This window comes from Bradyrhizobium lablabi, assembly GCF_001440475.1.
GTDB classification, from domain to species: Bacteria; Pseudomonadota; Alphaproteobacteria; order Rhizobiales; family Xanthobacteraceae; genus Bradyrhizobium; species Bradyrhizobium lablabi.
Map to the genome: position 1 here is coordinate 165,189 of NZ_LLYB01000060.1, position 9,318 is coordinate 174,506.

General features: G+C 62.3%; 6 protein-coding genes, 1 tRNA gene and 1 pseudogene. 2 read left to right on the forward strand and 6 right to left on the reverse strand.

All coding sequences use genetic code 11. The annotated features are described in order from the left end of the window. Nucleotides 1-33: 33 nt before the first annotated feature. Both carB and CQ14_RS13670 read right to left on the reverse strand, forming a co-directional pair. Complete coding sequence (gene carB, locus CQ14_RS13665) at nucleotides 34-3,498, reverse strand: carbamoyl-phosphate synthase large subunit (RefSeq protein ID WP_057858396.1); 3,465 nt, start codon at nucleotides 3,496-3,498, stop codon at nucleotides 34-36. A 138-nt stretch (nucleotides 3,499-3,636) separates the two neighbouring features. Continuing rightward, on the reverse strand, nucleotides 3,637-4,809 hold the full coding sequence (locus CQ14_RS13670; RefSeq protein WP_057858397.1) for an MFS transporter: 1,173 nt from the start codon (nucleotides 4,807-4,809) through the stop codon (nucleotides 3,637-3,639). Nucleotides 4,810-4,920: 111 nt separating this feature from the next. Between CQ14_RS13670 and CQ14_RS13675 the strand changes: the two genes are divergently transcribed. Further along, nucleotides 4,921-5,289: an ArsR/SmtB family transcription factor gene (locus tag CQ14_RS13675; RefSeq protein WP_057858398.1), complete on the forward strand. Its 369-nt coding sequence runs from the start codon at nucleotides 4,921-4,923 to the stop codon at nucleotides 5,287-5,289. An 88-nt stretch (nucleotides 5,290-5,377) separates the two neighbouring features. On the opposite strand, the gene CQ14_RS13680 is transcribed toward CQ14_RS13675, so the two are convergent. Continuing rightward, a tRNA-OTHER gene (locus tag CQ14_RS13680) sits at nucleotides 5,378-5,453 on the reverse strand. Nucleotides 5,454-5,534: 81 nt separating this feature from the next. Beyond that, on the reverse strand, nucleotides 5,535-6,239 hold the full coding sequence (locus tag CQ14_RS13685; RefSeq protein ID WP_057858399.1) for a class I SAM-dependent methyltransferase: 705 nt from the start codon (nucleotides 6,237-6,239) through the stop codon (nucleotides 5,535-5,537). A 126-nt stretch (nucleotides 6,240-6,365) separates the two neighbouring features. On the opposite strand from CQ14_RS13685, the gene CQ14_RS13690 reads away from it, so the two are divergent. After that, entirely contained in the window at nucleotides 6,366-6,899 is a 534-nt protein-coding gene (locus tag CQ14_RS13690; protein WP_057858400.1) for a Dps family protein, read from the forward strand. Nucleotides 6,900-7,557: 658 nt separating this feature from the next. Here CQ14_RS13690 and CQ14_RS13695 read toward each other — a convergent pair. Next, the gene (locus CQ14_RS13695; RefSeq protein ID WP_245320331.1) at nucleotides 7,558-9,015 is read right to left on the reverse strand and encodes an outer membrane protein; all 1,458 of its coding nucleotides are present in this window, start codon (nucleotides 9,013-9,015) and stop codon (nucleotides 7,558-7,560) included. Between the two features lie 104 nt (nucleotides 9,016-9,119). Beyond that, nucleotides 9,120-9,318: pseudogene (locus CQ14_RS46185) on the reverse strand (transporter); the annotation flags it as partial.

Here is a 9,318-nt window from a genome sequence, read left to right on the forward strand (position 1 = left end):
CAATCGTTTAGCGGGCATTCGCCCGGCCGACGATCAGGTCTCGGAAAAGTAACTCTGCAGTGTGCGGACCTCAAGGTCCCCGCCCAGATAGGCGCGGATGCCTTGGGCGGCCGCTACAGCACCCGAAAGAGTGGTGTAATACGGCACTTTATGCAAGAGGGCAGCCCGCCGCAGCGAACGGCTGTCCGCCAGCGCCTGCGGCCCTTCGGTGGTGTTGAAGACGAGCTGGATGTCGCCATTGGTGATGGCGTCGACAATATGCGGGCGTCCTTCCAGCACCTTGTTAACCTTCTCGGTCGGAATGCCCTTGTCGGTCAGAAAGCGCTGGGTGCCTGAGGTACCCATCACCTTGAAGCCGAGCGAGTGCAGCAAGCGCACCGCATCCGCGATGCGGTCCTTGTCGGTCTCGCGCACCGAGACGAAGACGGTGCCCTTGCGCGGCACGCGGGTGCCGCCGCCGAGCTGGCTCTTGGCAAACGCAACCTCGAACGAGCGGTCGATGCCCATGACCTCGCCGGTCGAGCGCATTTCCGGACCGAGCACGGTATCGACGCCGGGGAAGCGCGCGAACGGGAAGACGGATTCCTTCACGCCGACATGGCCGAGCTGCTTCTTCTTCAGCTTGAAGTCGGCAAGCTTTTCGCCGGCCATGATCCTTGCTGCGATCTTTGCCACCGGCGTACCGACGACCTTGGCGACGAACGGCACGGTGCGCGATGCGCGCGGATTGACTTCGAGCACATAGATCTCGCCGTCCTTGATCGCGTACTGCACGTTCATCAGGCCGACGACGTCGAGGCCGAGCGCGAGCTCGCGGGTCTGCCGCTCGAGCTCCTCGATCATCTTTCCGTCAAGCGAATGCGGCGGTAGCGAACAGGCGGAATCGCCGGAGTGAATGCCGGCTTCCTCGATATGCTCCATGATGCCGACGATGAAGGTGTCCTTGCCGTCGCAGAGGCAGTCAACGTCGATCTCGGTGGCATCGGACAAATAGCGGTCGAACAGCAGCGGGTTCTTGCCGAGCACGGTGTTGATCTGCCCGGTCTTGTCGTTGGGATAACGCGCCTTGACGTCGGCCGGCACCAGCTCGGGCAGAGTGCCGAGCAGGTAGTCGTTGAGCTGGTTTTCCTCGCGGATGATCTGCATCGCGCGGCCGCCCAGCACGTAGGACGGACGCACCACCAGCGGCAGGCCGAGATCGGCCGACACCAGCCGTGCCTGCTCGACCGAATAGGCGATGCCGTTCTTGGGCTGCTTCAGGCGCAGCTTGTCGAGCACGCGCTTGAAGCGGTCGCGGTCTTCGGCAAGATCGATGGCGTCGGGCGAGGTGCCGAGGATCGGTACATCGGCGGCTTCCAGCGCGCGCGCCAGCTTCAGCGGGGTCTGGCCGCCGAACTGCACGATCACGCCGTGCAGCGTGCCGTTCTGTCGCTCGGTGGCGACGATTTCGAGCACGTCCTCGGCGGTCAGCGGCTCGAAATAGAGGCGGTCGGCGGTGTCGTAGTCGGTCGACACCGTTTCCGGATTGCAGTTAACCATGATGGTCTCGTAGCCGGCGTCGTCGAGCGCGAAGCAGGCGTGGCAGCAGCAATAGTCGAATTCGATGCCCTGGCCGATCCGGTTCGGGCCGCCGCCGAGGATGATGACCTTCTTCTTGTCCGACGGCGCGCTCTCATCGGCGAGCTTGCCCGCGAACGGCGCTTCATAGGTCGAATACATGTAGGCGGTGGGGGAGGCGAACTCGGCAGCGCAGGTGTCGATGCGCTTGTACACGGGACGGACGCCAAGCGCATGACGCTTCGCGGTGATCTCGGCTTCTGTGGACTCCGACAGCACGGCAAGCCGCGCGTCGGAAAAGCCCATGGCCTTCAGCATGCGCATGCCATAGCCGTTCGGCGGCAGGCCGTGCGCCCTGATCTTGGCTTCCATGTCGATGATGCCGCGCATCTCGCTGAGGAACCAGGGATCGATCTTGCAGGAATTGAAGATCTCCTCGTTCGACCAGCCGAGCCGCATCGCCTGCGCCACCTGCAGGATGCGGTTCGGCGTCGGCGTGCCGAGCGCGGCGCGGATCGCGTTCTTGTCGTCGCCGTGGCCGAGGCCTTCGATCTCGATGTCGTCGAGCCCGGTCAGGCCGGTCTCGAGGCCGCGCAGCGCCTTCTGCAGGCTTTCCTGGAAGGTGCGGCCGATCGCCATGACCTCGCCGACCGACTTCATCGAGGTCGTCAGCGTGGTGGAGGCGCCGGGAAATTTCTCGAACGCAAACCGTGGCACCTTGGTGACGACATAGTCGATGGTCGGCTCGAACGAGGCCGGCGTCGCACCGCCGGTGATGTCGTTGGCGATTTCATCGAGCGTGTAGCCGACCGCAAGCTTGGCGGCGACTTTTGCGATCGGGAATCCCGTCGCCTTCGATGCCAGCGCCGAGGAGCGCGACACGCGCGGGTTCATCTCGATCACGACCATGCGGCCGTCCTCGGGATTGACGCCGAACTGCACGTTGGAGCCGCCGGTCTCGACCCCGATCTCGCGCAGCACCGCGATCGAGGCGTCGCGCATGATCTGGTATTCCTTGTCGGTCAGCGTCAGCGCCGGCGCCACCGTGATGGAATCGCCGGTGTGCACGCCCATCGGATCGAGGTTCTCGATCGAGCAGACGATGATGCAATTGTCCTTCTTGTCGCGCACCACCTCCATCTCGAACTCTTTCCAGCCGAGCACGGATTCCTCGATCAGCACTTCGTTGGTCGGGGAGGCGTCAAGGCCACGTTCGATGATGTCGAGAAACTCTTCCTTGTTGTAGGCGATGCCGCCGCCGGTGCCGCCCATGGTGAAGGAGGGGCGGATGATCGCCGGCAGTCCGATCTCGGACAGCGCCATCAGCGCCTCGCCGAGCGCGTGCTCCTGGTAGCGCTTGCGGCGCTCGTTCTCGCCGATCGTCCATTGCCGTTCGAGCTCATCCAGCGCGTCGCCGGATAGTTTCTCGCGTTCGGCGAGGTATTTGTCGCGATAGGATTTCTTCAGCGCCGAGGCGTTGGCGAGCCGCGATTTCGGCGTCTGCAGGCCGATCTTCTCCATCGCGTTGCGGAACAGCTGGCGGTCTTCGGCCTTGTCGATGGCATCGGCGGTGGCGCCGATCATCTCGACGTCGAATTTGTCGAGCGTGCCCTGGCGGCGCAGCGACAGCGCGCAGTTCAGCGCGGTCTGGCCGCCCATGGTCGGCAGCAGCGCAAAGCCGCCCGGGATGACATGGCGCTCCGCCTCGATGATCTTGGCGACGATCTCGGGGGTGATCGGCTCGATGTAGGTAGCGTCAGCCAGTTCCGGATCCGTCATGATGGTGGCCGGATTGGAATTGACGAGGACGATGCGGTAGCCCTCTTCCTTCAGCGTCTTCACCGCCTGGGTGCCGGAATAGTCGAATTCGCAGGCCTGGCCGATCACGATGGGACCGGCGCCGATGATCAGGATGGTGGAGATATCTGTTCTTTTGGGCATCAGCTCTCAGACAGGATTTTGGGCACAAAAAAAGGGCGCGCAGCCGCGCGTCCCCTAAGCCAAGAGCGCGGGTCACCCTCGCGCGCGGGTGGTCTTTAGACCAGATTTTGCACCCGCGAAACCCCCAAAAGCCCCCCATCAACCGGCAATTTTATAAGGTTTCAGCCGCTCCTGCCGGCCGCGAAACAGCAGCACCGCCAGTGAGGCGGCGACGCTTGAGCCGCCTACCCAGCCGAGATCGGTTGGACCCAGGATCGACAGCACGATGCCACCGGCGGCGCCGCCAAGGGCGAAACCGAGGTACATGGTGGAGGCATTGAGCGACAGTGCGATCACCGAGGTTCGCGGATCGATCCGGACGATGCTGGCGATCTGCGCCGGATAGAATGCCCATCCCGCGATGGCCCAGCCAAAGACCAGCAACAGCACGACATATCGGGTGTGGTCTGGCGTAGTCGACTTCAGTGCGAGCGACAGCAGAACAAGCGCCGTCGCCATGCCGGCAAGACCGACGGCAGCCGTCGGCAACGGACCAAACCGGTCCGCGAGCGTGCCACCGAGCATGTTGCCGATCGCCGCGGCCGAACCAAAGATCAGCAGCGCAAGGCTGATATCGGCGGCATTGAATCCAAGGCCCTGCAGCGGAATCGCTAGATAAGTGAAGACGGTGAAGCCGCCGATGGCCCAGAGCACCGTGGTAGCGAGCGCGTAGAGCACGCCCGGATGCCGCGCAACGGCCAGGCGCTCGCCGAGCGTGGCCGTGCTGTTCGGCAGGCCGCGCGGCACGCCGTACAGCACGCCAGCCAGCGCGACCGCGCCAAGCGCAGCGACCATGACAAAGGTTGCGCGCCAGCCGAACTGGTTGCCGACCATCGTGCCCAGGGGAACGCCGATCACGGTGGCGACCGTGATGCCCGAGGTCACGAGCGCGACAGCGCGGCCGCGCCGTTCGGGGGAAGCCAGCGCGACAGCAACGCCGAGGGCCGTGGGCGTGCACAGCGCGGCGCCCATCGCCATCAGCACGCGCGACGCCAGCAGCAACGGAAACGAGGTGGAGGCGATCGCCAGCAGGTTGGCGGCAATGAAGCCGGAGAGCGCCAGCGTCAGGACATGCCGGCGGTCGAAATTGTTGAAGGCGACAGCGAGGATCGGCGAACCCAAAGCGTAGGCCAAGGCGTAGGCCGTGACGAATTGGCCGGTGGCGGCCGCGGAAATCTGGAGATCCTCCGAGATGACCGGCAAAAGTCCAGCAATCACAAACGCTTCGGTGCCAATCGCGAACGCAGCCAAGGCCAGCCAAAACACGCCCATGGATCTCCAAGTTCAATAATCATTGAACTATTGAAGCAGAAGCTAGATGTCAATTGGTTCAATAAATATTGAACATTGCGGCCAGAGCCTCGCCTTGCTATTTGCGGGCGCATGAGCCGCTCGCTTCCGCATCCGACCCGCGATCAAATCGAACTGCCAATGGTGCTGGATTGCCTCGGTGATCCGACCCGGCTCGGCATTGTTTGCACCATCGCGAAGGCCGATCAGGCCGCGACCCAACTGCGCTGCGGCGACTTCAACGCGTTCAGCGGCAAATCCAATCTGGCGTATCACTTCGCCAAGCTGCGTGAAGCCGGCCTGATCCAGACCCGCGTTGTCGGAACGACGCGCTACATGCGCCTGCGTCGTAACGATCTCGACGCGCGTTTCCCCGGGCTGATCGACACTATCCTCAAATCCGCAGCGCTCGACGCCGACCGCTTGCAGTTTCCGGAATGCGAATTGCCTGGCGTGGAGTAAGTAAGCCCGCCTTCAGAACGGCGGGGATACGGCGCCGCCTTCTTGGCGGCTGGCGTGCCTGGCCGAAGCTGGCGAAGCCAGCGAAGGCTGGAGGCCCGGCCTGGATTTGAACCAGGATAAAGAGCATTGCACTGCTCCCGCGTCGTCGCTTCCGCCACCGGGCCGAGGCAATCATTGCCTATCACGGCGCGGTGAACCACCCTTACCGCGCCTTAGGGTTAACAACCTTAGCGCGCGAAAGAACGTTAGTTGAGCTGGAGGGCGTGCCGGGCCACGAAAGTCATCCGCCAGGGGTTGTGGCCGATGTTCTGATGCGCGCGCGAGGCGGAGAAGCCGGCCTGGGCGAGCTTTTTAATCATCTCATTCTCGCTGTAGCGCTGCAGTCCGACGCGCGTACGTAGCTGCCGGTAGTCCGACAGCGCCGTACTGGCGAGGCCGTAGAGCGCGTCTTTCAGGAAGCCGTGGGCGCGTGCGAATTTCAGCAGCGCCAACACGTCTCGGGCCATGCCGACTTCGGGCCGCAGGATGTCGCCCAGCACCAGGCGGCCGGTGGGCTTCAACAGCCGGCGAACGATGGCAAACGCCGAATCCAGTTCACCCGGCGTCATGTACTGCGCGACCGAGTTCATGACGACGAGGTCGATCGAGCCCTCGCTCATCGTCCGCAGTTCATCGAGCGAACGGACGCGGATCTTGGTGTTCGGGGCGAAGCGCGCGATCAGCCGGCCGCGGACGCCGGGCGCCGGTTCGGCCAGATAGAGCTTGGCGCAGGCGTCCGCCACTTTGGCAGCGAACAGCGCCTCGCCGCAGGCGTAGTCCAGCACGACGGCGTCGGGCGACGCGATATAGCCGATGATGTCGCGCGCAATGACCTGGAAATGCAGGTCGCGATGCAGCTTGCTCGCATAAATCGTATGCGTGGAATCGTAATAGTCGATCCATTCATCCATGCGCGCAATATCCCGCAAAACAGCGGGTTCCGGCGATCGGAACCAGCCTGAAAGTGATGCGTTAGGTCGTCCGGCGGCCAATGTCCACCCGCCGCCGGTGTCCGGTTCCTAACAGGAAGGTGCAACGTGAGCAAAGCCCACAACAAATCCGACAAGGTATCCCCCGATCTCGATACACCGACCGACCTGGCGCCGGCCGCCGTCGAGAAGATTTCGGCGTCGCTCAACGTCCTGCTGGCTGACGCCTTCGCGCTTTATCTGAAGACCAAGAATTTCCACTGGCACGTCAGCGGCCGCCATTTCCGCGACTATCATCTGCTGCTCGACGAGCAGTCGGAAGCGATCTTCGGCACCACCGACCAGCTCGCCGAGCGGGTGCGCAAGATCGGCGGCACCACGATTCGCTCGATCGGGCAGATCGGCAAATTGCAGACCATCCAGGACAACAACGAGGCTTACGTGCCGGCGCGGCAAATGCTGCGCGAACTGATGGAAGATAACAAGAAGATGGCGGCGGCGATGCGCAAGGCGCACAAGCTCGCCGACGACAATGAGGACCGGGGCACCGCGCAACTGCTCGAACTGTTCATCGACGAGACCGAGCGCCGCACCTGGTTCCTGTTCGAGGCCAGCCGTCAGGAAGGCGCCAACGCGGCATAGGGCGGTTGCGATTCGCAGGCGCGCAGGGCGGGCTTTGTCATCCCTGCGTTCTGCGGCGGCTGCCTTCCGAAAGGACATTCCCGTCGCCTCCCGGCCAGTTTTGCGATAGGCTGGTGCCGCAGCTTCGAACAGAGAAACGGCTGCCCGAAGCTTTGCTGCGATCCGAAGGAGGCGGGAGATGCCTATCTCTTTCTCGATGATCGTTTTGAGCTCGCAGATGGTCGTTGCGGTGGCAGACGGGATGCCGAACTCGACATTGCGCGAAGTTGCAAGCTCGACGTCGCCGCCACCACAGGCCTCTCCGTTGACCAGCCGATGAAGAGCTGCGTGAACGATGAGCAGAAAGCGAAGCGGCAACTTGCAGGGCCAGTGGTCGAAATTCCCTGCGCCAGGCCGGGCAAGCTGCACCTCGCAGGAGAGCATCGGCGGCACGCCGAGTTATGTCAGTTTGCTGACATGCATGCAGATGGGTCAGTGGACCCGTTAGCTGCTCTGGGCTGGTCTTCACTCAGGCAATCGGCGCGGGCTGCCTCTGCCCTTGGCCCGTCGCGACTTTTAGCACCGCCACACGACCTCGGTCGCTTACCGGCGAAGCGGAAATCAACAGGCCGCCGTCGAATCGCAGAGGACGACGCTCGTGACCCGCAGCAGACGGCTCTCACTTTTCCGGGAACAGCAGAGACAAAAAAGCTCGCAATTGCCACGTCGGCGCGCCATCCGGTCTAACCACGTTATAAAAGCCTTGGATCGACGCACTCACCGGCTGGTCGCCGAGCTTGAACAACCGACCAAAGCCGCCACCGATCGGTACGGTCCATTGCTGGCCCGGCGCTGCAAGCCAGTTCGCGGTCATAATCGGTGAACTTGTCAGGTACCATCCGTGCGCCATGTTGTAGTTGATAAACGGCTGCACGAGAAATTGATTCACGCTCGGGCGCAACGGATTGCCGCCAACAGACCACTGGTTGTTGGCCAATACGCCGATCACCCAATGTCCCGGCGTTACTAACGCGACGGCCGTTGGACCGAGCAGTACTTTTCCCTGTCCAAGAATAGGATCGGTCGCGGACGGAATCGTAAAGACCGGGCCGACGCCCCAGATCAGAGGACCCGGATGGGTGGGTGACACAAAGAATTCCTGAGTAATGTCGCCAATGCCATTCGTGTTGCTGTTAAAAAACGGGCTAGGTTGACTGATCACGGGCATGATGGTGCGCGAGATCAGATTCCAGTCTGCGTTGAGGCGCAGCGGCACAACCGGCTGAATGTTGAGCACTTCCTGGGTGCGGTTGAACGGCCCGGCGTTGAAATTCGTGTTGCTTTGGAACGGAACGCTGACGAGATCGGCAATGGGGTTCTGCGATTGCTTCGCCAGGTCTTCGTTTTCGGAGGGGTGGGCAGAATGCTCGGGTTTTGCAGAATGCCCGGTTTTTGTCGGCGCGATCGTATCGGGAAGCCCGCTCTGGAATTTGTAGTTCGCACCGAACTTGACCATTTGAACGTCACGGTTCAACTGGATTGGTGGGACCGTAGTGGAAGTCCAGTTTCCGAGGAAAATTTGATCGTATTCGAGCTTGATCGTCCAATGCGATTTAAAGCCGTACTCGATGCCCACGCCGGCCAGCCAGCCGGAGCTGGTGTTGGACCCCTGCCAAGTGACGCCGGGAAAGTTCAACGAGGCATTGCTTTGCACCCAGCCACCGCCAAACTTGCCGTACACAAGCCAACGATCCTCCACGAGGCCGACGCGGCCGGCAATCGTTCCAATCCAGTTCTGACTCACGGAGCCGAGCGTAGGTGTCGGAAGCGTGGGATGAGCAAAAGTTGCCCCACCGAAATCACCTTCCACGCCAAATAAAAGGTGGCCCGCCTGGAAATTGTAGCCGGCCTGAATGCCACCGATGAATTCGGTTAGGCCGCCATACAGATTGTTGCCCGGAATGTTGAGGCTGCCACTGGTCCACGCCCCGCCGACATTGGCGCCAAGATAAAATCCTGACCAATTGTACGGCGGCGGGGGAGCGGGCGGAGCCTTTACCGGTATATCCGCGGCACGCGCGGTGATATTCACACAGATTGCAAGCAGTGCAACGCTTCCAAGAAATAGATTCCTCATGACCACCTCCTAGAGAGGGTAAGGAACGGTCCCGGATGGTGCGTCTCCCGCAGCAACGCCACTAGGCAGCAATGACAAGAGCGATGGATTGGCCGCAGCGCGTCTTATTTTTTGAACACTGGTCTTGTCGGCGCCGGCGGCGTTGCCGCTGCGGGCGAAAGATTGAACGTCAGCCAGACGTTCCAGCCCGCCGGCCGATTTTCATTGGCGAATTCGCCGTAGGCCTTCAGGTTTAGATATCCCTGCATGTCGCCGACCGGGAAAATGTAGCCGACCTGCGGTCCGACGCCGAGCACCCGCGAC

Bases quoted from the DNA above. Each gene is read 5' to 3' on its own strand.
- CQ14_RS13670 (WP_057858397.1), bottom strand. From the start codon at position 4,809: ATGGGCGTGTTTTGGCTGGCCTTGGCTGCGTTCGCGATTGGCACCGAA.
- CQ14_RS13695 (WP_245320331.1), bottom strand. From the start codon at position 9,015: ATGAGGAATCTATTTCTTGGAAGCGTTGCACTGCTTGCAATCTGTGTG.
- CQ14_RS13685 (WP_057858399.1), bottom strand. From the start codon at position 6,239: ATGGATGAATGGATCGACTATTACGATTCCACGCATACGATTTATGCG.
- CQ14_RS13675 (WP_057858398.1), top strand. From the start codon at position 4,921: ATGAGCCGCTCGCTTCCGCATCCGACCCGCGATCAAATCGAACTGCCA.
- carB (WP_057858396.1), bottom strand. From the start codon at position 3,498: ATGCCCAAAAGAACAGATATCTCCACCATCCTGATCATCGGCGCCGGT.